The organism is Streptomyces sp. NPDC020983, from assembly GCF_044333485.1.
Lineage (GTDB): Bacteria > Actinomycetota > Actinomycetes > Streptomycetales > Streptomycetaceae > Actinacidiphila.
In genome coordinates this window covers 25,991-47,848 of record NZ_JBIRRA010000009.1, presented here as the reverse complement: position 1 = coordinate 47,848, position 21,858 = coordinate 25,991, and the positions used below count along the sequence as shown (strand labels likewise).

Below are 21,858 nucleotides of genomic sequence, written 5' to 3'. Positions count from 1 at the left end.
GTGCGCCGTGCGTCGTGCCGGGCGGCCGGCCGGATCAGTCCTTCGTCCCGCCGGCGAGCATGCCGGCGACCAGGAACCGTTGGGAGAACAGGAAGACGACCAGCACCGGGACGATCGCCAGCAACGTGGCCAGGGCGAGTTCCGGACGCTCGACCTGCAGCGTGGCGGCCGTCGGGTTGAACTGCGGGACGGAGTCGAGCAGCGTCCCCAGACCGACCTGGACCGGGAACTGGTCGCTCTCCGGCAGCATGACGTACGGCAGGTAGTAGTTGGTCCAGTTGGCGACGAAGCTGAAGAACCCCACCAGTGCGACCACGGGAGCCGCGAGGGGAAGCGCCACCCGGCGGAAGACGCCGAACTCCGAGCAGCCGTCCAGCCGCGCGGCGTCCAGCAGCTCCCGGGGCAGGGCGGTGCTGAAGTAGATGTAGGTCAGGTACACACCGAACGGGTAGAAGGCGTACGGCAGGATGATCGACCACATGGAGCCGATCAGGTGGACGGCGTTGACTTCCAGGAACAGCGGCACGACCAGCGTGGCGTTCGGCATCAGCATCACCACCAGGGTGGCGACCAGCAGTGTGCGCCGGCCCCGGAACTCCGTCATCGCCATCGCGTAGCCGGCCGGCACCGCCACGCACAGGGTGACCACCAGGGCGAGGGAGGAGTAGACGGCCGAATTCCGCAGCCACATGAAGATCGCGTCGTCCTGGTAGCCGGTCAGGGCGTTCCAGTTGGCGTGCAGCGCGTGCAGGGAGCCGAACGACAGGGGATTGTCGTGCACCAGCTGGTCGTCCGTCTTGGTGGCCGCCAGCAGCAGCCAGAGCACCGGCAGCACGAAGAAGACCGCGAACAGCAGGAGTACCAGCGCCGGGAGCGGGTTGAGGCGCCCGCGCACCGAACCGCCGGAGCGCGTCCGGTCCGTTCGGCCGGGCAGCTGCCCGTCGCCGGTGGACGGGGCGGCCACGGGCCGCAGGATGTCAGTCCGCATCGAAGAACCCCGATCTGGCCACGAAGACCCCTGCCACGGCCAGGCCGACCACCAGCAGCTCCACCGACACGGCGGCCGCGGTGTTGACGTCGTTGTTCTGGAACGCGAAGTCGTACGCGAGCTGGTTGAGGGAGTAGTCCCGGCCGGCGACGCCGACGCTCGCCTGGGACAGCAGCTGCGGTTCGACGAACAGCTGCGTGCCGCCGGCGAAGGCGAGGATGACCATGTAGACGATCCACTTGCGCAGCAGCGGGATCTGGATCCGCCAGGCGGTCTGCCAGGCCCCCGCGCCGTCGATCCGGGCCGCTTCCAGGACGTCCTGCGAGATGTTGTTGAGCGCCCCGTACATCACCACGATCCAGCCGCCGGCGCCGGTCCAGAAGGCGATGAGGGTGAACAGGATCGGCAGGTGTCCGGGGGCGATGACCTCGCCGAAGGTGTGGTAGCCGAACGCCCGCAGCAGGAAGCCGACCGGGCTGACCGTGGGGTCCAGCACGAACAGCCACACCATGACGCTGGCCGCTCCGGCGAGGGCGCCGGGCACGTAGTACAGGAACCGCAGGGCCCGGCTGACCCCGCTCAGCGCCAGGCGGTGCAGCAGCAGCGCCAGCCCGACGACGAACACCACCAGCGACACCAGCCACCACACCAGGTAGAGGGCCACGTGCTGGAGGGCGGGCGTGAAGCGGAAGTCGTCGACGGCGGTGGAGAAGTTGGACAGCCCGCTGAAGGTGCCGCCGCCGTCGGTGAAGGCGTAGTAGATCGCGTACCCGGTCGGTATGACGCCGAAGGCGATCAGCAGGACCGTGTAGGCGGCGACGAAGCCGTGCCCGGCCCGGCCGGGCCACCGGGTGCGCGCGCTGCGCACCGGTGCCCGGCCGGCCTCGGCGGATTGCGCCGTCACGGGGTGGTGACCTTGTATCCGGCGGCGCGCGCGTAGTTGGCGATCGCCGTCTGCCAGGCCGGCAGCAGGGACACGATGGTCTTGCCCGCCGTCAGCTGCGGGGTCACGGTGGCGGCCCAGACGGCCTCCTGGCTGAACTGGCCGTAGCCCCAGCCGGGCCAGACCTCGTCCGCCGCGGCCTGCAGCGGCGCCGCGATGTCGCCGGTGAAGTAGTCGGAGGAGGCCTGCTTGGCCAGCCAGTCCTTCGCCGCGGCGGTGTAGGCCGGGTAGCCGGGCGCGAGCTTGGCCTGGTAGTCGTCCGACGTGGTCACCCAGGTGAGGAAGTCCGTGGCGGCCTTGAGGTTCGTGCTGTGCGCGGACAGCAGCCAGGTGCCGCCGCCGACGTTGCCCGCCGTGCTGCCGCTGTCGGCGGACCACCTGGGCATCGGCGCGACGGCTATGCGGTGCGCCGGCGTCTTGAACGACCCCTGGAACAGGGCGCCGCCGAACCAGGACGGGCCGGGCATCATGAGGATCTTGCCGGCCTGGTTCTTGTCGAAGTCCGAGCTGAAGACGCTGCTCATGGACATCGTCTTGTTCTTGACGAGGGTGTCGAGCAGCGACGCCATGCGTGTGCAGTTGGCGCTGCCGGTGTCGACCGTCACGGCCTTGGGCCCGGTGATCTGGTTGGCGCCGCACTTGCTCGGCCACATGTAGAGCTCGGGCGCCCAGGTGTCGCCGGCCGAGCCGACCAGGTAGCCGGGGTGCTCGGTGGCCACCTTCTGCCCGAGGGCCTGGTAGTCCTCCCAGGTCTGCGGGACCTGGTACCCCCACTTCTTCATCAGCGGGGCGTCGTACCACAGGACGGTCTGGGCGAGGTCGTTGCGCAGGCAGTACAGCGTGCCGTTGACCGTGCAGGGGGTGTTGGCGCCCTTGGCCCAGCCCGCCAGCGTCGACTGCGGTATCAGGCCCTTGTTGAGCGGGGCGGTGAATCCCGCGTCGACCGCCCAGGTGGTCTCGTTGTTCTGCGAGCTGAACACCACGTCGGGCCAGCCCTTGCGGGTGCGGTTGAACAGACTGACCTTCGTGCGCAGGTAGTTGGAGCCGTTGGCGTCGCCGTCGTAGCTGACGATGTTCATCTTCACGTCGGGGTGCTGCTTCTTGTACAGCTTGGCCGCGTCCATACGGGAGGCGTCCACCCAGACGGTCAGGGCGCCGCCCGTCTGCTTGACGGGCTTGAAGCCGCCTCGGGAGCCGTTGCTGCTGCCTCCTCCGCCGCAGGCGGCGAGCGTGGCCAGTAGCAGGGCGCCGGCCACGGCCAGCACGCCGGTGCGTCTGCGGTTTCCGCGGGTTCTGCTGGGGGTGTTCGCGCCGACCGCGCGGACCTTGGCTGTCATGAACAACTCCACTACGTCGTGGGGCCCGTCCATCGCTGGCGAGCGGGCCGGAATATGTCGCCCTCAAGGAGGGGAAGGCAGACAGGTGGGAGCTCGGTGGCCGGGACGGGGCCGTCCGGACCCGAATGTCTCAGGCGAAGCAGCGTCGCGCTTTGATCACACATAACAAGCGCCAGGGCCCGGTCGCGTCAACAGGATGAGCATGGTTATTTCCAAGATCTTCTCGCCTGAAGGCCGCAGAGCGGAGTCATCTGTGGTGGTTTGAGGGGTTTCAGGGCGAGGGGGCGAAAGAAATAAGTCCTACACATATTGGCGGGACGGACCACCGTTGTATGCTGCGACATGACGTCGGACCGGTCGCGTACCGCGTGGCTGACGACGGGAGATGAAGGAGGCGGGCCGTTGGACGGCAACCCCGTACTCGCGGCGGCCGGCAGCTCCGCCCCGGCGCCGGCGCAGGCGCAGGACACCGTGGCCTACCGGCCCGGGTACGAGCGGGTGGCCGAGGAGATCCTGCGGCTCATCGCCGAGCTGGAGCTGCAGCCGGGGGACCGGATGCCCACGGAGAACCAGCTCGCGTCACGGCTGGGCACGAGCCGGACGGTGGTGCGCGAGGCCGTCAAGATCCTCTCGGCCATCGGGCGGATCCGCGCGCAGAAGGGCCGCGGTCTGTTCGTGGCCAACGACGAGGGCATGCTGGGCTCGTCGCTGTGGGGGAGCTTCTTCCTGCCCACCGACCTCGACCACGTCTACCGCCTGTTCGAGTTCCGCCGTGTGCAGGAGGCCGCGGCCAGCCGGCTCGCCGCGACACGTGCGACGCCGGCGGACCTGCGCGCGATCGAGGAGGCCGCCGAGATGTGCCGGGAAGGCCATCTGACCGGCCGGCACGAGCTGTTCGACCGCGGCGACGACGAATTCCACCTCAGCGTGGCCAAGGCCTCGCAGAACCCTTTCCTGGTGGACGCGGTCCGCGAAGCCCGCCGCCTGCAGCGCCAGTCCAGCACCATCGGCCTGCACGGCACCGTCGGCGGTCATGCCGAGGAGGCGGTGGCGGAGCACGCGGCCATCTACCAGGCGATCAAGGACGGCGACGCGGAGGCCGCGGCGCAGGCGGCCACCGTCCACCTGGACCAGACGCTGGAGGACTACCGCCGCGAGATCCAGCGCCGCGTGTTCGGCTGAGCCGCGGCGGACCGGCTTCGCGCGGGCCCCACGGGGGGCGGCCCGCCGGGGTGTGCCTGCGGTGCTCTCCATCAAGATGGAAATATTTCCACCACTCTTGACGCCCTGAACGCACAGGAGTTATCTGTTTCCCACAACGGTGGGTGCGCGCGTGCCCGCCCGCGCCGCACCGGCCCTGTTGCCCGGCCCGGTACTCCCCACGGGTCGTCAGCCGGTCTCGTTCCTGATCCGACAGAGCACGGTGGCAGGCGTGTCCCCCCACGACTCGGCCCAGGAGGTCGGCACACCATGGTCAACAGAGGCAAGGGAATCGGGCGTCGGATCGGGCGGTCGCCGCTCCGGAGATTGTTAGCGCTAACAGGCTCAATCCTGCTGATCGCCGCGGGCGCCGCGCTCGTCGCCCCGGGCGGGGCCCAGCCCGCCGCCGCGCTGGGCAACGGCCTGGCACTCACACCGCAGATGGGCTTCAACGACTGGAACGCCTACGGGTGCAACGTCTCCGAGTCGCTGATCAAGTCCACGGCGCTGGCCATGCACAACAACGGCATGCAGGCCGCCGGCTACACCTACGTCAACATCGACGACTGCTGGATGACACACTCCCGCGACTCGTCGGGCCGGCTGGTTCCGGACCCGGCGAAGTTCCCCGACGGCATCAAGGGCACCGCGGACTACGTCCACTCCCTGGGCCTGAAACTGGGGATCTACGAGGACGCGGGCACCGCGACGTGCGCCGGATACCCCGGAAGCCTGGGACACGAGACGACCGACGCGGCGACCTTCGCCTCGTGGGGCGTCGACTACCTGAAGTACGACAACTGCAACAACAACGGTGTGCCGGGGCAGAGCCGGTACACAGCGATGCGGGACGCTCTCGCGGCCACCGGCCGGCCGATCCTGTACAGCCTGTGCAACTGGGGCCAGGAGAACGTCTGGACCTGGGGCGCCGGGGTGGGAAACAGCTGGCGCACCACAGGTGACATCAACGCGAGCTGGTCCAGCATGCTGTCGATCTTCCACAGCAACGTGGGCCTGGCGTCCTACGCCGGTCCGGGGCACTGGAACGACCCCGACATGCTGGAGGTCGGCAACGGATCCCTCACCGCCACCGAGGCCCGCACGGAGTTCAGCCTGTGGTCGGAGATGGCGGCGCCCCTGATCGCGGGTACCAACATCGCCTCCGCCAGTTCCACCACGTTGTCCATCTACACCAACACCCGGGTCATCGCGGTGGACCAGGACTCGCTGGGCAAGCAGGGCACCATGGTGTCGTCCGGCGGCGGGCTGGACGTGATGGCCAAGCCGCTGGCCAACGGCGACGTGTCCGTGGCGCTGTTCAACGAGACGGGGTCGACCGCGACCATCAGCACCACCGCTGCCGCGGTGGGCAAGACCGGCGCCTCCGGCTACACCCTGACCGACCTGTGGTCCGGGGCGACGTCCACCACCTCGGGCGCCATCAGCGCCTCGGTGCCCGCGCACGGCACGGTGATGTACCGGGTCGCGGGCGGGAGTTCGACCACCACTCCGCCGCCGGCCGGCAGCGGGGCGCTGCACGCGGTGGGTGCGGGCAAGTGCCTGGACGTGCCGAACTCCTCGACGACACCCGGCACGCAGGTGGACATCTGGGACTGCAACGGGGCGGCCAACCAGAGCTGGACGCGTACGTCCTCGGGTCAGCTGACGGTCTTCTCCGGCGGCAGCCAGCTGTGCCTGGACGCGTACGACAACCAGACCACGGCCGGCACCAAGGTCGAGACCTGGACCTGCAACGGCGGAGCCAACCAGCAGTGGAGCGTCAACTCCAACGGCACCGTCACCAGCACCCAGTCCGGCCTGTGCCTCGACGTCACCGGAGCCTCCACCGCCAACGGCGCCCTCGTCGAGTTGTGGACGTGCAACGGCGGCAGCAACCAGCAGTGGACGCTGAGCTGAACCGCACCACCGCACCGGCGGTCCGAACGGCGGCCTGATCCCGGGGCGGCCCGCAACGACGGCCCGAGCACCTCCCGCCCCGCCGGGCGGGAGGAAAAACCGCCGGGGGGAAGGCAGCGCGGCTGCCTTCCCCCCGGCGGTCCGGTGGGACCACCGCCCGCCCGGCCTCCCGAGGAGGCCGGGCGGGCGGTGGCTTACTGCACCGGGTTCAGCTCCACTTCTGGTTGCTGCCCCCGTTGCACGTCCACAGCTCGACGAGGGTGCCGTTGGCGGTGCCGGCTCCTGTCGCGTCGAGGCACAGACCGGACTGGACGCCGACGATGGTGCCGTCGGAGTTGACGCGCCACTTCTGGTTGTCGCCGCCCCAGCAGGAGTAGATCTGGACCTTGACACCGCTGGCGGTGCCGGCCGCGTCCAGGCACTTGCCCATGCTCTGGAGTTCACCGGCGGAGGTCACGGTCCACTGCTGGTTGGCCTGGCCGTTGCAGTCCCACAGCTGGACCTGGGTGCCGTCGGTGGTGGTCGAGTTGGGCACGTCCACGCAGCGCCCGGATCCCACCCCCTTGATCGCCCGGGTGCCGCCGGCCGGCGGTGTGGTCGTACCGCTACCGTTCAGGGCGTTGAGGACGGCGCTGTAGGCGGCTTTGGCGTTGCCGTTGCTGTCGAAGAGCAGCGGGTTCTCGCCGGTCCGCCAGGAGTCGCTGTCGCGGATGCCCCACACGGTGATGCCGGTGCAGCGGGCGACGTGCAGGCAGGCGTTGACGGTGTTGGCGTAGGCGGTGGAGGAGGCCTGGGCGATGTCGAGTTCGGTGAGCTGGACGTCGACGCCCAGGGCGGCGAAGTTCGTCAGGGTGGTCTGGAAGCTCGCGGGCGGGCCGCTCGATCCGAAGTGGCTCTGGAAGCCGACGCAGTCGATGGGCACGCCGCGGGACTTGAAGTCCTTGACCATGTTGTAGACGCCCTGGGTCTTGGCGTCCGACCAGTTCTCGATGTTGTAGTCGTTGTAGCAGAGCTTGGCGTTCGCATCGACCGAGCGGGCGGTGCGGAAGGCGTGCTCGATGAAGCCGTTGCCGAGCTTGTCCTGGAAGGGCGAGCTGCGGTGCTGGCCGCTGCCCCCGTCGGCGAAGGCCTCGTTGACGACGTCCCAGGCGTAGATCTTGCCCTTGAAGTGGGTCATCTCCTGGGTGATGTGGTTGTCCATGGCCGACTGGAGGTCGGAGGCGGACAGGCCGGACACCCAGCTGGGGAGCTGGTTGTGCCAGACCAGGGTGTGTCCGCGCATGCGCTGGCCGTGGGCCTGGGCGTGGCTGACGATCTGGTCGGCGGGGCCGAAGTTGAAGTTGCCCCGGGAGGGCTCGGTGGTGTCCCACTTCATCTCGTTCTCCGGGGTGATCATGTTGAATTCCCGGTCGAGAATGGTGGAGTACGTCGAGTTGCTGAGCTTGCCCGCCGCGACGGCCGTACCGAAGTACCGGCCGGACTGCGCGGCCGCCGCGCCGAGCGAACTCGCCGCCGCAGCGTGGGGAGCCGCCGTGGCGAGGGCGACGACGGCCAGCGAGGCGCTGACCGCCGCCCCGGTGGCCGCAGCCACCGCCTTTCTCCGAACGCTCCGGTGCTTGCTGAGCCAAGACATGTCGCTAGGTGCTCCTTACGGTGGGGGGACAGGGCACCGGCCTCCGGCCGGGCCCTGCTGCTGTCGGCGCACTGCGTGCCGTGTAGGTGAGCGCTAACATCTGCGCCTGCACGCGCGGGAACGGAAACTTCCAGGATCCCGACGATCGTTTCGCGGCACCTTAGGGTGCCCACCTGGACGCGTCAATACATCTCACACGGCGGCCCGTTCGTGCGGGGCGCCCCGGCGGACGGTGGCCACGTGCCTCTCGCCTGCCGCCGGTGCCTCCACCAGCGACGGGGCCGAGGGGGGAGCGGTCCGTCCCGCTCCCGGGCGCCGGGCCACCACGGAAGGACGTCGGACGTGGCCGGACGCGGGCGGCCCGAGGGAGGGGGTGCGGGCGCCGGCCGCGCCCGCGGCGGCGTGCGGCACACGTGGGGCGGGAGTTGCGCGGCGGCCCTTGACAAGAACCCGGGATGGGGGGAGCGTTTTTGTTCTGGACACCCCATGTATGGGAACCACTTCGTCGTGCCGTACTGGAAGCATGATAGTTAGCGCTAACAATGGCAGGAGGTGCTGTCCCCGGCGAACCCCCGTCCACGCGGGACTCCACCCCTCGCGAGGGGAGTGGGCGACGGCCGGGCTGTCCGTCCGAGCCGCCCCGTGAAGTCGACGACCAGCAAGAATCTCCTGCAGCACACAGAGCCGCGGACACGGCGCCTCCCAGCGGGGCCGTTCCTCCTGACGAACCGTGAGCCGTCAGGCCGAGTGCGCGCGCGCACGGCCGTCTCCCCGGCCGGTGCGCAGACATCCCCCCACATGCGAGGAGAGCGATTCGTGATGCCACGGCTCACCGCGGCGCCGGCCCGTCCGGCGGCGCCGGCAAACAGCAGACCTCCGGGCGACGCGGTCCCGGACGGTGCGGCACTGCCGCCGCCTTCCCCCTGACTCCCGGCGCAGTGCATCGGGCCTCCCCGTGCAGGCCCGAGCCGCCGGGCCGGGACCTCGGCGTGCACCGCCGACGCCGCGCGATTCCTGCCTCCCGGCAGGCGGACCGTGCGGCTGCGCCGAGGTCCCCTTCTTCTCCACCTGCCAGGGAAAGACACAGGACGACCAGCGGTCCGCTGTTCGAGCTGCCGCTGTCCGGAAGGGAGACGTGCCGTGCAGCACGTAGCGTGGGAGGCGTCCACGGGCGCCCGGAGACGGATGACACACGGAGGTTTACGGCACCGGCCCGGGTCGTACAGGACGGTCGTGGCCGTGCTGGCCGCCGTGGCGGGCCTGCTGGCGGCGATGCTGGCGTTCCAGCCGGCGGCGGCCGCGGACAATCCGTACCAGCGGGGCCCCGACCCGACGCTGGCCGGCGTGGCCGCTTCCCGGGGGCCGTTCGCCACGGCCCAGGTGAGCGTGGCGCCGGGTAACGGCTTCAACGGCGGGACGATCTACTACCCCACCGACACGAGCGCGGGCACCTGGGGCGCGGTGGCGATCGTCCCCGGGTACACCGCGCTGTTCGCCAACGAGGAAGCCTGGATGGGACCCTGGCTGTCCTCCTTCGGGTTCGTCGTGATCGGCATCGAGACCAACAGCCGCACCGACTACGACACCGCTCGGGGGACCCAGCTCCTGGCGGCGCTCGACTACCTCACCCGGCAAAGTCCGGTGCGGGACCGCGTCGACGCGAGCCGGCTGTCCGTGATCGGCCACTCCATGGGGGGCGGCGGCGTGGTCTACGCCTCCGAGCACCGGCCGTCACTGAAGGCGGCGGTCGCGCTGGCGCCGTTCTCGCCCTCGCAGAACATGTCCACCGACCAGGTGCCGACGATGGTCATGGGCGGGCAGAACGACACCGTGGTGACCCCCTCGTACCTCGACGGTCTCTACGCGACCCTGCCGGCCGCCACCCAGAGCGACTTCGTGCAGATCGCCGGAGCCGACCACGTCTACTACACGCATCCGCAGAGCACCGAGATGCGTCTCCTGATCCCCTGGCTCAAGATCTTCGTCGACAACGACACCCGCTACACGCAGTTCCTCTGCCCGTCGGCGGCGGATCCCAGCGGGCTGTCGATCTACCACAGCAAGTGCCCCTACGTGCCGCCGGGCGGATCGACGACCGGTGGGACGACGACGGGTGGGACGACCACCGGTGGGACCACGAGTGGGACGACCACCGGCGGGACCACGAGTGGGACGACCACCGGCGGGACCACGAGTGGGACGACGACGGGTGGGACCACCACCGGCGGGACCACGACCGGGGGCACGTCGGGAAGCGCGTGCACCGCGACGTACACGACCGTCAACTCCTGGTCCGGTGGCTTCCAGGGTGAGGTCAAGGTCACGGCGGGCGCGGAGCCCGTCAGCGGCTGGACCGTACGGTGGACGCTCGGAAGCGGCCAGAGCATCAGTCAGGTGTGGAACGGCACCCTCAGTGCCAGTGGCTCCGACGTGTCGGTGCGCAACGTCTCCTACAACGGCACGCTGCAACCCTCCGCGTCGACCACGTTCGGGTTCCTCGGTACCGGGGCGCCCACCGACGTCTCCCTGAGCTGCACCAGTCCGTGACCGGTGCGTGACGGAGCGGGCGAGCCCCGGCGCGGCCGGATGCCGGGCCGGGGGTTCCCCACCGCTGACGGCAGTGGTGGGGAACCCCCGGCCCCCGCGGATCCGCAACGCCGGTGACGGGAGCGGCCGCGGGGGCGCTCGCCCGCCCCTGGAGGCGCTGTTCTCTGCGTGACGCACCTCTTGAGGTTCGGCGTCGGAATGTGTCAGTCTCATTTCGGCACCCAGCACCCCAGGTTTCTCCGCGCCCCCATGCCTTTCACCGCATGCGAGCGCGCGCGTCCGCCCCGCCAGGCTGGCGCCACCTGAAGTGCTCGACTGTCGCGGCACCTGTGACGCCCCGGATGTTGTCCGGAAGAGACTGATACATCGTCCCGAGTGGGGACGGATTGAGTGCTACAGCATGCGCACGGACGGAGCTCGCGTCGGCAGCGTGAGCGTTCCCGCCCGCGCGACCTGCTCCTCACCCACGCAGAAAGAGAGCGCACCATGATCTTCACCTCGCGCACCCGCCCGCGCCGCAGCCGACCACCGAGAGCGGCTCTTGTCGCGGTCCTCGCCGTCGGCGCCTTCGTCGCAGCCCCGGCCGTGACGTCGCAGGCCGCGACCATGACCACGCTGTACGCCTCACCGGCCGGCAGCGGCACGGCGTGCTCCGCGTCGGCCCCGTGTTCCCTCACCCAGGCGAAGGCGTCGGTCGAGGCCATCGACGGGAACATGAGCGGCGACATCGTCGTGCAACTCGCGGGCGGCACCTACCGCATGTCCTCCCCGCTCGTGCTGGGCAGCGCGGACTCCGGTACCAACGGCCACCAGGTCATCTGGCAGGCGGCCCCCGGCGAGCAGCCGGTCCTGTCGGGCGGGCAGCAGGTGACGGGCTGGACGCTGAAGGACGCGTCGAACAACATCTACGCCGCGTCCGTACCCGCCGGTTCCGATTCACGGCAGCTGTTCGTCGACGGCGCCCTGGCCCCGCGGGCGGCGATCTCCATCGCCCGCAGCGACGTCAAGATCACCGCCGGCGGGATGACCATCGTCAACTCCGCGCTGAACTACCTCTCCACGCTTCCCCAGCAGAACCGCATCGAACTGGAGAGCCAGAACTCCTTCACCGACCGCTACGCGCCGGTCCAGTCGATCAGCGGCAGCACGATCACGATGCAGCAGCCGGCCTGGAACAACAACAACTGGGGCTACGACACCCTCGCCAGCCCCTTCGCCGGCGGCAGTCTCCAACTGGAGAACTCCTACAGCTTCCTCAAGACCGCCGGCCAGTGGTACCTCGACCCCCAGGCCGGACAGCTCTACTACAAGGCGCCCAGCAACTGGTCGCCCACGTCGCACGACATCGAACTGCCGCGTCTGACCTCCCTGCTCCAGATCGGCGGCTCCTACACCAGCCCGGCCCACGACATCACCGTCAACGGCGTCGCCTTCCAGCACACCACCTGGCTCCAGCCCAGCACCTCCGTCGGCTACGCCGACCAGCAGAGCGGCGCCTTCCTGGGACGCACCTTCACCCAGCCCTCCGACTTCATGACGTCCTGCCAGTCCGGCTGCCAGCTGTTCGAAGCGGCCCGCAACAGCTGGAGCCAGGTGCCGGCCGCGGTGCAGGTCTCCGCGGCCCGCGGCATCACCTTCACCGGTGACACCTTCGCCCACCTGGGCCAGGTGGGCCTCGGCATCGGCAACGACGCCGACGCGCACGCGTCGGGCGTGGGGCTCGGTGCCTCGTCCGTCACCGTCTCCGGCAGCACCTTCACCGACGACTCCGGCGCCGGCATCGTGGTCGGCGGAGTGCAGCCGGACGCCCACCACCCCTCCAACACGGCGATGACCAACCAGGACATCACCATCCAGGGCAACCGGATCTCGGGTGTGGCCAAGGACTACAAGGACATGGCGGGCATCCTGTCGACCTACGTCACACATGCCGTCATCAGCCACAACGAGGTGTCGAACCTGGCATACGACGGCATCGACGTCGGCTGGGGCTGGGGCGCCAACGACCCCGGCGGCAGCCAGGACTACCGCAACCGCGGCCTGTACAACTACCAGCCCGTCTACACCACGCCCACGACCCTGAAGAACACCGTCGTCAGCTACAACTCGGTGCACGGCACGAAGAAGGTGTTCCACGACGGCGGGAGCATCTACAACCTGTCGGCCAACCCGGGCACGAGCATCGACCACAACTACGTCTACGACAACCAGCACACCGTGGGCCTCTACCTCGACGAGGGCTCGCGCTACGTGAACCTCAAGAACAACGTCATCCAGGACTCCGGTGTGTGGGCCTTCACCAACGCCGGCAGCACCAACAACACCAACGACAACACCTTCGACACCAACTGGTACAACTCGGGTGCCACCCAGGTGGCCACCGGTTCGCCCCACAACAACGTCCTGACCGGCAACGTGCAGGTCAGCGGCACCAGCTGGCCGTCGGGCGCGCAGCAGGTCATCGCCCAGGCAGGTGTGACGGGCGGCAGCGGCACGGGGAGCACGGGCGCGCTGCACGCGGTGGGTGCGGGCAAGTGCCTGGACGTGCCGAACGCGTCGACGGCGACGGGAACGCAGCTGCAGATCTGGGACTGCAACGGCGCGGCCAACCAGACCTTCACCCGCACGTCGTCCGGCCAGCTGACCGTCTACAGCGGCGGCAGCCAGCTGTGCCTGGACGCGAGCGGCCAGGGCGCCACCCCGGGCACCAAGGTCGCGACCTGGACGTGCAACGGCCAGAGCAACCAGCAGTGGACCTTCAACGCGAACGGGACCGTCACCGGTGTGCAGTCGGGGCTGTGCCTGGACGTCACCGGGGGCTCCACCGCCAACGGGGCGCTGGCCGAGCTGTGGACGTGCAACGGCCAGAGCAACCAGCAGTGGACGCTGGGCTGATGGCCGGGGCGCACCAGGACGTCCCGCACCCGGGACCGGCCGGCCTGCTGCGGGCGGCAGCACGCCCGCCCCTCCCGTGGTTCACCCCTCTTTGCCGCACCACCGTCATCTCACTGCTGGAGGTCCCATGACCCCGCGACACCCCCGCCCGCACCTGCGGCGCTCCCGGTTCGGCGCCCTTGCCGCCGGACTGGCCGTCACGCTCGCCGGCACGTCCCTGCTCGCCCTCGTGACGGCCTCGTCCGCCCAGGCGGCCACGTCCCTGCGCACCCTGGCCGAGGCCCAGGGCCGCTATTTCGGCACCGCGCTGACCGTCGCCGACCTGAGCAACACCGGTGAGACCACCATCGCCAACGCCCAGTTCGACATGGTCACCCCCGGCAACGAGATGAAGTGGGACACCACCGAGCCGAGCAGCGGCCGCTTCAACTTCGGCCCCGGCGACCAGATCGCCTCGTACGCCAAGTCGCACAACATGCGCGTCCGCGGCCACAACCTGGTCTGGCACGCCCAGCTCCCGTCCTGGGTCAGCAGCCTGCCGGCGAACCAGGTCCAGGGCGCCATGGACGCCCACATCACCGCGGAGGTCACCCACTACAAGGGGCAGATCTACGCCTGGGACGTGGTCAACGAGCCCTTCAACGGCGACGGCTCCTTCGTCAACGACGCCTTCTACAAGGCGATGGGCTCCAACTACTTCGCCGAGGCCCTGCGCACCGCCCACGCGGCCGACCCGAACGCCAAGCTCTACATCAACGACTACAACATCGAAGGACAGAACGCCAAGAGCAACGCCCTGTACAACCTCGCCAAGTCCCTGCTGTCGCAGGGCGTCCCCCTCGGCGGCATCGGCTTCGAGAGCCACTTCGTCGTGGGCCAGGTCCCCTCCGACTTCCGGGCCAACATGCAGCGCTTCGCCGACCTCGGCCTGGACGTGGCGGTCACCGAGCTCGACGACCGCATGCAGCTGCCCGCCTCCAGTTCCGGACTCCAGCAGCAGGCGACCGACTACGGCAACGTCGTCAAGGACTGCCTGGCGGTCTCCCGCTGCGTGGGCGTCTCCCAGTGGGGCGTCGACGACGCCAACTCGTGGATAGACGGGACCTTCCCCGGTTACGGGGCCGCCACCATGTACGACCGCAACTTCCAGCCCAAGCCGGCGTACAACTCCACCGTGACCGCCCTCGGCGGGAGTTCGACCACCACTCCGCCGCCGAGCGGCAGCGGGGCGCTGCACGCGGTGGGTGCGGGCAAGTGCCTGGACGTGCCGAACTCCTCGACGACGCCCGGCGCGCAGCTGCAGATCTGGGACTGCAACGGGCAGGCCAACCAGAGCTGGACGCGTACCTCGTCGGGTCAGCTGACGGTCTTCTCCGGCGGCAGCCAGCTGTGCCTGGACGCGTACAACAAGCAGACCACGGCCGGCACCAAGGTCGAGACCTGGACCTGCAACGGCGGCGCCAACCAGCAGTGGAGTGTCAACTCCAACGGCACCGTCACCAGTACCCAGTCCGGTCTGTGCCTCGACGTCACCGGAGCCTCCACCGCCAACGGCGCCCTCGTCGAACTGTGGACGTGCAACGGCGCCAGCAACCAGCAGTGGACGCTGAGCTGAACCCTGCGTCCGTGCCCCTGCCGGGCCGCCGGCAGGGGCACACCTCTTTTCGGCACGGCGCGGTCCGCCGTGCCTCCCCCCATCGCGAGGAGTGGAACATGCAGCACCCGAACATCCCCCCAGGCGGCGGCACGCGGAGACGGGCCCGGCCGGCCGCCGTGGTCTCGACCGTGCTGGCCCTGCTGGCCACCCTGCTCGCAGCGGCCTTCGGCATGTCGGTGCCCGCCTCGGCGGCCACCGCGCCCGTGGTGAGCGCGGCGTCGGGGCGGTGCCTGGACGTGAAGGGCAACGTCGACACGCTGGGCACGCCGCTGGACATCTGGGACTGCGGCGGCCAGAGCGGCCAGGCCTTCGAATTCACCTCCGCGGGGGAGCTGCGGACGCTGAACGGCACGCGCTGCGCCGATGCCAACGGCCAGGGGACGAGCCCCGGAACGCAGGTGATCATCTGGTCGTGCAACGGGCAGGCGAACCAGCAGTGGCGGCAGAATTCCGACGGGTCGGTCACCGGCGTGCAGTCGGGTCTGTGCCTCGACGTGAACGGCGCGGCCACGGCCAACGGCACCGCGGTCATCCTGTGGACCTGCAACGGCCAGAGCAACCAGAAGTGGACCACCTCCACGCCCCCGCCCCCCACCGGCTCGGGACCGTGTGACATCTACAGCTCGGGCGGCACGCCCTGCGTCGCCGCGCACAGCACCGTGCGCGCGCTCTACGGCTCGTACAGCGGCAACCTGTACCAGGTCAGGCGGTCGTCCGACAACTCGACCAGGGACATCGGCGTGCTGGCCAAGGGCGGCTACGCGAACGCCGCCGCGCAGGACTCGTTCTGCGCGAACACCTCCTGTGTGATCACGGTCGTCTACGACCAGTCCGGCCGGGGCAACGACCTGTGGTACCAGGGATCGAGCCAGGTCCCGGGATCGAGCCAGAGCAGTCCCGCCAAAGCGACCTCGGAGGCGCTGACGGCAGGGGGGAACAAGGCCTACTCGCTGTACATCAACCCGGGCAACAGCTACTGGCGGGACGGCCACCTCACCGGCGTCCCCACCGGCAGCGCACCGGAGGGCGCCTACATGGTGACCAGCGGAACCCATGTCAACGGCGGCTGCTGCTTCGACTACGGCAACAGCGAGACCACCCGCAAGGCGGACGCCGCCGGGGCCATGGACGCCATCAACTTCGGCACCGAGTGCTGGTTCGGCGGCTGCTCGGGCAGCGGTCCGTGGGTGCAGGCCGACCTCGAATGGGGCCTCTTCCCCGGCGGCAGCCAGTCCTGGAACCCCAACCAGCGGGCCTTCACCAGCAAGTTCGTCACGGCGATGCTGAAGAACAACGGCACGTCGCGCTTCGCGCTCAAGGGCGCGAACGCCCAGTCCGGTTCCCTGACCACGCTGTGGGACGGCGGCCTGCCGAGCGGCTACAGCCCGATGAAGAAGCAGGGTGCCATCGTCCTGGGCAGTGGCGGCGACTGCTGCAAGCCCGACGGCGGGGCCAATCTGAGCGCTGGGACCTTCTACGAGGGGGCCGTCGTCGCCGGCTACCCGTCGGACGCCACGGACGCCGCGGTGCAGGCGAACATCACGGCCGCCGGCTACCGCTGAACCAGGGCCCGCCGGCCGGCCCTGACGTGGCCGGCCGCACCGGCCGAACCGCCCGTGGTGCCGCCCCCGACGAGGGCGGCACCACGGGCGGCGGCCCGTCCGGACCCGGCTAGTCCTGGATCTTCCCGCCGGTGACGCGGGACAGGGCCAGGGCGATGAGGATGATTCCGCCGTTGAGGGCGCCGATCCACTGGGCGGGGACCCCGCCGAGGGTGAGGACGTTCTGGATCAGGTAGAGCAGGAGGATGCCGGTGAAGGCGCCGAACATGCTGCCCTTGCCGCCGTTGAGGCTGATGCCGCCGATGACGGCCGCGGCGAAGACGGTGAAGATGTAGCCGTTGCCCTGGGCCGAGGCGACCGAGGCGAGGCGGCCGGAGAGCATGAGGCCGCTGAGGGCGGCCAGGCCGCTCGCGACGATCATGACGGTCCACAGCACGCGGTCGGTGCGGATGCCGGCCGCCCTGGCGGCGTCGACGTTGCCGCCGATGGCGTACAGGGACCGGCCGAAGCTGGTGAAGCCCAGGACCACGATGCCGACGGCGAAGAGGATCAGGCACACCCAGACCGAGGCCGGCATGCCGAACCATTCGGTGGTGCCGAGGTAGAGCATGGAGTCGGGCAGGTGGAAGAAGGTCTGGCCGCCCGAGATGCCGGTGAGCACTCCGCGCAGCACGATCAGCATGCCCAGCGTGACGATGAAGCCGTTGAGACCGAAGTTGATGATGAACAGCGCGTTCACCGCGCCGATCGCCAGCCCGACCGCGATGGTCACCGGCACCGCCCAGCCGCCGGGCAGCAGCCCCAGGCCGTGCCCCGCGCCGGAGGGGACCGTCAGCCAGGCGGCGACGCCGGGGGCGAGCCCCATGGTCGACTCCAGCGACAGGTCCATCTTCTTGACGATCAGGACCATGGTCTCCGCCAGCACCAGGACCGCGATCTCCGACATCGTCTGGAGGACGTTGATGATGTTGTCGGTCTGCAGGAACACGGAGTTGACGAGCTGCCCGACGATCGCGATCACGATGATGGGCGGGATCAGCACGAGATCCCGCAGGCGGGCGAAGGCGATCCGCCGCTCGGCGGTCACGGCGGGCTTCGAGGCCGCGCTTGAGTCCTGCGGTGTACCCGTGGCCACGGCGTCAGGCATCGAGATCCACTCCTTCCATGGCGGCCACCAGTTCGTGGTCGTTCCATCCGCGGGGCATTTCGGCGACGACACGGCCCTGGACCATGACCAGGACCCGGTCGCAGACGCGCAGGTCGTCCAGCTCGTCGGAGGCGAGCAGGACGGCGGTGCCGCCTGCGGCCGTCTCCTCCACCTTCTGCAGCAGGAACTCCTTGGACCGGACGTCGACGCCCGCCGTGGGGCTGATCAGGACCAGGAGCCTCGGATCGTTGGCGAGGGCACGGGCCATGACCACCTTCTGCTGGTTGCCCCCCGACAGGCCCGCGACGGGCAGGTCTGGTCCGGGTGTCTTGATGGCCAGCTCCCCGATCGCGGCCCGTGCGAGCCCGTCCCGCACCCGTCCGTTGAGGAATCCGTACGAGCCCAGGCGGCGGGGGACGGTCAGGGTGCAGTTGTCGGCGATGGACATGTGCGGCACGTACCCCTGGTGGTGCCGGTCCTGGGGGACGAAGCCGACCCCTGCGGCGAGCGTTGCCGGGACGCTGCCGGGCCGGGGGCGGACACCCGCGACGTCCACGGTTCCGCTGTCGGCGGCGCGCAGCCCCACGACGGTCTCCGCGACCTCGGTACGGCCGCTGCCGGCAGCCCCGGCGAGACCGACGATCTCGCCGGCGCCGACCTCGAACGAGACCTCCCGGTACCCGGCGCCGCTGAGGGAGCCGACGGTGAGGGTGCTGCCCCTGCCCGGCGGGGGCGGGCGGCGTGACCCGCGCCGGGCGGTGTCCGCCGCGTCCCCGGTCATCGCGGCCACCAGCTCGCTGCGCGGCAGGTCCGCCACGGGCGCGGTGAGGACGTGGCGGGCGTCGCGGAAGACCGTCACGGTGTCGCAGATGTCGTAGACCTCCTGCAGGTGATGGCTGATGAACAGGAAGGTCACGCCCTGCTGCTGGAGGTCCTCGATCCGGCCGAACAGCCGGCTGATGGCCGCGCCGTCCAGCTGGGCGGTCGGCTCGTCGAGGACGATGAACCGCGCGCCGAAGGAGAGCGCCCGTGCGATCTCGACGAACTGCCGCTGCTCGATGGTCAGTTCGCGGGCAGGGAGGCGTACGTCCACATCCACCGACCACTTCTCCAGCAGATCGCGCGACTTGCGCCGGACCTCGCCCCAGCGGACCAGTCCGAGCCGCCCGCGGTCCAGGCGGTGCAGGAACAGGTTCTCCGCGACGGTGACGTCGGGGATGATGGTGGACTTCTGGTACACGCAGGCGACTTTCCTGCGCCAGGCGTCGCGGTCCGCGAGCCGCGGGGCGGGCCGGCCGTCGAAGGCGACCGTCCCCCGGTCGGGGGCCTGCAGGCCGGTCATGATGGACACCAGGGTGGACTTGCCCGCGCCGTTGCGCCCGACGAGTGCGTGGGTCTGTCCCTGGTGGATCGTGATGTGGGCGTCGTCGAGCGCCACGGTGGAGTCGAACTGCTTGACGATTCCCGACGCCTCGGCGACGGGCGGTGCCGTACCCATGGCTGGTGTCGCCTTCCCGGTCAGTTGAGGTGGTTGCCCCACAGGGAGGTGTCCGTGTTCTTCACACTGGCTACCCCGCCGTAGGTGGCGCCGTCGGCCGTCACGAGCGGCGCGGAGAGCTGGTCCTCCAGGACGCCCGGGCGGACCTGGATGATGGTGCTGGCGTGGTCGGTCTTCCCGGGCTTGAAGGTCTTCCCGTCCAGGGCGGCCTGGAGGTAGTAGAGCGCGTACTTGGCGTACAGGTCGGCGGGCTGGGAGACGGTGGCGTCGATCTTGCCGGCGCCGATGTCGCTGAGTTCCTCGGGGATGCCGTCGTTGGACACGACGAAGACGTGCTTGGGGTCGCCGGGGCTGACGAGCAGCCCCTTCTGCTTGAGGACCTGCAAGGTGCCCGACAGGGCGAAGCTGGACTGCATGTAGACGCCCTTGATGCCGGGGTGGGCGGTCAGGTCCGTCTGGAGCTTCTGCGCCGCGGTGGCGCCGTCCCAGTTGGTGGCCTCCCCGTAGACCTTGACGCCGGGGAAGTTCTGCTTCATGCAGGAGTTGAAGGCCTCCGTGCGGTCCCGGCCGTTGATCGAGGACAGGTCGCCCTCCAGCATGACGACCTCGCCCTTCCCGCCGAGTTTGGTGCCGAGGAACTGGCAGGCCTTCTCGCCGTACGCCCGGTTGTCCGCCCGGACCACCATGTACACCTTGCCGCTGTCGGGGCGGGTGTCCACGGTGACGACGGGGATCTTCTTGTCCGCCAGCTGGTCGAGCGTCGGGGCGATCGCCGCGGTGTCCTGCGGCGCCATCGCGACGCCCTTGACGCCCTGGCTGATGAAGGTCTGGACGTTGGCGGTGAGCTTGGCCACGTCGTTCTGGGAGTTCGTCGTCTTCAGCGACATCTTGAGCTGCTTGGCGTACTGCGGCGTGTACTTGATGTACGAGTTCCAGAAGTCGGTGTCGGAGCGGGGGTAGTCCACGCCGACGGCTGACGAGCCGCCGGAGTCGGAGTTGCACGCGGCGAGCACCGGGAACGCCATCGCGGCGAGGACGGCTGCCAGGGCGGTGGTTCTGCTGGTGGCTGGCTTCATTGCTCCGGTCTCCTCGGGTCTTTGCGCGTACGGGGTCGGCTGGATTCAGGTGCGGGGACGGGCGCGGCGCGGGCCGCTCACGCCGCCCTCCGCTTCCACACGGCGCCGTCGGGGAAGCGGTGGGCGGCCGCCGACTGCGCGTGCAGTTCGGCACTCAGACCGGGCGCGGTGGGCGCGAGGTAGTGCCCACCGCGGATGCGGACCGGGTCGGTGAAGTGCTCGTGGAGGTGGTCGACGTACTCGATGACCCGGTCCTGCCGGGTGCCGGAGACCGCCACGTAGTCGAACATGGCCAGGTGCTGGACCATCTCGCACAGGCCGAGGCCGCCGGCGTGCGGGCACACGGGGACGCCGAACTTCGCGGCCAGCAGCAGGATCGCGACGTTCTCGGTCACGCCCGCGGTCCGGCTGGCGTCCATCTGCAGGACGTCCAGGGACCCTGCCTGCAGCAGCTGCTTGAACATCACCTGGTTGTGGGTGTGCTCCCCGGTGGCCACCTTGATCGGCGCGACGGCCCTGCGGACGGCGGCATGGCCGAGGATGTCGTCAGGAGAGGTGGGCTCCTCGATCCAGTAGGGGTCGTAGGGCGCCAGCTGCCGCATCCACTCGATCGCCTGCTGCACGCCCCAGGCCTGGTTGGCGTCGACCGCGATACGGATGTCCGGTCCGACCGCCTCGCGGGCCAGCCGCATCCGCCGCACGTCGTCGGAAAGGTCCGCCCCCACCTTGAGCTTGATCAGCGTGAAGCCGTCGGCCACCGCGGCCTTCGACAGGCGGACCAGTTTCTCGTCGGAGTAGCCCAGCCAGCCGGGTGTGGTGGTGTAGGCGGGGAATCCCTCCGACACCAGCCGCCCGGCCCGCTCGGCCCGTCCGGGCTCGGCCCGGCGCAGGATGTCCAGTGCCTCGTCGCGGGTGAGGGCGTCCCGCAGGTAGCGGAAGTCCACCAGGCTGACCAGCTCCTCGGGGGACAGCTCGGACAGCAGGCGCCAGACCGGCTTGCCCTCCCGGCGGCCGTACAGGTCCCAGACGGCGTTGACGATCGCCGCGGCAGCCATGTGGATCGCGCCCTTCTCGGGCCCGAGCCACCGCAGTTGGCTGTCGCCGGTCAGCCGGCGCGAGAAGGCGCCGAGATCCCCCAGCACCTCGTCGACCGGCAGGCCCACCACGAGCCGGGCCAGGGCCTGGACGGCGGCGATCGCCACCTCGTTGCCCCGCCCCACGGTGAAGGCCAGACCGTAGCCTGCCGCACCGCTGCTCGTCCGTACGGTGACGTAGGCGCCCGAGTAGTCCGGCTCCGGGTTCATCGCGTCGGATCCGTCCAGGTCGAGCGAGGTCGGGAACCGCACGTCGGCCGTCTCCACCGCGGTGATCAGCTCAGCCATGTGCCCTGGTCCTTCCGGAACGCCCGTGCGCGCACCCATGGGTATTGCTGCATCCATGACATGGGATGGATTTATA

14 protein-coding genes are annotated in these 21,858 nt (G+C 69.9%); 6 read left to right on the top strand and 8 right to left on the bottom strand.

The window, feature by feature from the left end; all coding sequences use genetic code 11:
* Positions 1-34 precede the first annotated feature (34 nt).
* The 3 genes from ACH4SE_RS21265 to ACH4SE_RS21255 are packed head-to-tail and all read right to left on the bottom strand — an operon-like array spanning position 35 to position 3,268.
* Complete coding sequence (locus ACH4SE_RS21265; protein WP_398544970.1) at positions 35-988, bottom strand: carbohydrate ABC transporter permease; 954 nt, start codon at positions 986-988, stop codon at positions 35-37.
* Complete coding sequence (locus tag ACH4SE_RS21260) at positions 978-1,892, bottom strand: carbohydrate ABC transporter permease (protein ID WP_398544969.1); 915 nt, start codon at positions 1,890-1,892, stop codon at positions 978-980. The genes ACH4SE_RS21265 and ACH4SE_RS21260 overlap by 11 nt, the downstream gene beginning before the upstream one ends.
* Positions 1,889-3,268 (bottom strand): ABC transporter substrate-binding protein, encoded by a 1,380-nt coding sequence (locus tag ACH4SE_RS21255; RefSeq protein ID WP_398544968.1) that lies wholly within the window; start codon positions 3,266-3,268, stop codon positions 1,889-1,891. The genes ACH4SE_RS21260 and ACH4SE_RS21255 overlap by 4 nt, the downstream gene beginning before the upstream one ends.
* A 402-nt stretch (positions 3,269-3,670) precedes the next feature.
* On the opposite strand from ACH4SE_RS21255, the gene ACH4SE_RS21250 reads away from it, so the two are divergent.
* Together ACH4SE_RS21250 and ACH4SE_RS21245 are read left to right on the top strand one after the other, a co-directional pair.
* A complete protein-coding gene (locus ACH4SE_RS21250) occupies positions 3,671-4,450 on the top strand; it encodes a FadR/GntR family transcriptional regulator (protein WP_398544967.1) in 780 nt (259 codons plus the stop codon).
* Between the two features lie 288 nt (positions 4,451-4,738).
* A complete protein-coding gene (locus tag ACH4SE_RS21245; RefSeq protein WP_398544966.1) occupies positions 4,739-6,385 on the top strand; it encodes a glycoside hydrolase family 27 protein in 1,647 nt (548 codons plus the stop codon).
* Between the two features lie 208 nt (positions 6,386-6,593).
* On the opposite strand, the gene ACH4SE_RS21240 is transcribed toward ACH4SE_RS21245, so the two are convergent.
* On the bottom strand, positions 6,594-7,976 hold the full coding sequence (locus tag ACH4SE_RS21240) for an endo-1,4-beta-xylanase (protein WP_398544965.1): 1,383 nt from the start codon (positions 7,974-7,976) through the stop codon (positions 6,594-6,596).
* A gap of 1,275 nt (positions 7,977-9,251) precedes the next feature.
* Here ACH4SE_RS21240 and ACH4SE_RS21235 point away from each other — a divergent pair.
* The 4 genes from ACH4SE_RS21235 (at position 9,252) to ACH4SE_RS21220 (ending at position 16,679) form a co-directional block, all read left to right on the top strand.
* On the top strand, positions 9,252-10,565 hold the full coding sequence (locus tag ACH4SE_RS21235; protein WP_398544964.1) for a cellulose binding domain-containing protein: 1,314 nt from the start codon (positions 9,252-9,254) through the stop codon (positions 10,563-10,565).
* A 486-nt stretch (positions 10,566-11,051) separates the two neighbouring features.
* Complete coding sequence (locus ACH4SE_RS21230) at positions 11,052-13,460, top strand: ricin-type beta-trefoil lectin domain protein (protein WP_398544963.1); 2,409 nt, start codon at positions 11,052-11,054, stop codon at positions 13,458-13,460.
* A 127-nt stretch (positions 13,461-13,587) separates the two neighbouring features.
* Positions 13,588-15,075, top strand: coding sequence for an endo-1,4-beta-xylanase (locus tag ACH4SE_RS21225; protein ID WP_398544962.1), 1,488 nt, complete (start codon positions 13,588-13,590; stop codon positions 15,073-15,075).
* A 173-nt stretch (positions 15,076-15,248) separates the two neighbouring features.
* Positions 15,249-16,679 (top strand): arabinofuranosidase catalytic domain-containing protein, encoded by a 1,431-nt coding sequence (locus tag ACH4SE_RS21220; protein WP_398545257.1) that lies wholly within the window; start codon positions 15,249-15,251, stop codon positions 16,677-16,679.
* A gap of 109 nt (positions 16,680-16,788) precedes the next feature.
* On the opposite strand, the gene ACH4SE_RS21215 is transcribed toward ACH4SE_RS21220, so the two are convergent.
* The 4 genes from ACH4SE_RS21215 to ACH4SE_RS21200 form a co-directional block, all read right to left on the bottom strand.
* A complete protein-coding gene (locus ACH4SE_RS21215; RefSeq protein WP_398544961.1) occupies positions 16,789-17,826 on the bottom strand; it encodes an ABC transporter permease in 1,038 nt (345 codons plus the stop codon).
* Positions 17,819-19,324 (bottom strand): sugar ABC transporter ATP-binding protein, encoded by a 1,506-nt coding sequence (locus tag ACH4SE_RS21210; protein ID WP_398544960.1) that lies wholly within the window; start codon positions 19,322-19,324, stop codon positions 17,819-17,821. The genes ACH4SE_RS21215 and ACH4SE_RS21210 overlap by 8 nt, the downstream gene beginning before the upstream one ends.
* Positions 19,325-19,344: 20 nt before the next feature.
* Positions 19,345-20,349, bottom strand: coding sequence for a sugar ABC transporter substrate-binding protein (locus ACH4SE_RS21205; RefSeq protein ID WP_398545256.1), 1,005 nt, complete (start codon positions 20,347-20,349; stop codon positions 19,345-19,347).
* 128 nt (positions 20,350-20,477) lie between these two features.
* Positions 20,478-21,782 (bottom strand): enolase C-terminal domain-like protein, encoded by a 1,305-nt coding sequence (locus ACH4SE_RS21200; protein WP_398544959.1) that lies wholly within the window; start codon positions 21,780-21,782, stop codon positions 20,478-20,480.
* Positions 21,783-21,858: the final 76 nt, after the last annotated feature.